Origin of the sequence: Brevibacillus sp. MCWH (assembly GCF_013096935.1) — a bacterium.
Taxonomy (GTDB): Bacteria; Bacillota; Bacilli; order Brevibacillales; family Brevibacillaceae; genus Brevibacillus; species Brevibacillus aydinogluensis.
The window spans coordinates 1-472 of sequence record NZ_SDLF01000133.1; the positions used below are offsets into that span (position 1 = coordinate 1).

Genomic DNA, 472 nt, shown 5'->3' on the forward strand with positions numbered 1-472 from the left:
AGCCACCAACCACTAACTGTTTACAAATAGGATTATATTCTAATTGTCTTCTACTATATACTTCAAAAACATCATGTTCTTCAAGAAAAGTCTTTTCATAATCAAAAAACAATTCTAATTCTTCTACTGTATCAATCCAGAAAACAGAGTTTAAATTTTCTAGTTTTTTGTTTCTTTTATCATATTCTGGATGAATTCTACTTTTAAACGCAACTACTCTCTCATCATATTTAACATCAGTCAAAATATGTTCGATTTCTTCGCGAATGTTGTAAAACTCAATGTCTTTAGGTGTGTATTGATATAATAGATCTAACAGTTCTGAAAGTTTATTTTTCATTTTTATTCCCTCCTAATTTTTTTCTCCTATTTTTTATGTTTTATAAAAAATTATTTTTTAACAATATCACCCATTTCTTTCATATAAGTTTCCTTAACCATTTTGTCACAACACTCATTAAAAGTAAACATG

At 26.3% G+C, this 472-nt stretch carries 1 protein-coding gene; it reads right to left on the reverse strand.

What is annotated here, in order from left to right; all coding sequences use genetic code 11:
• Nucleotides 1-340 (reverse strand): hypothetical protein (locus ETC00_RS19730; protein WP_171567739.1); only part of this gene is annotated, 340 nt, incomplete at its 3' end.
• Nucleotides 341-472 lie beyond the last annotated feature (132 nt).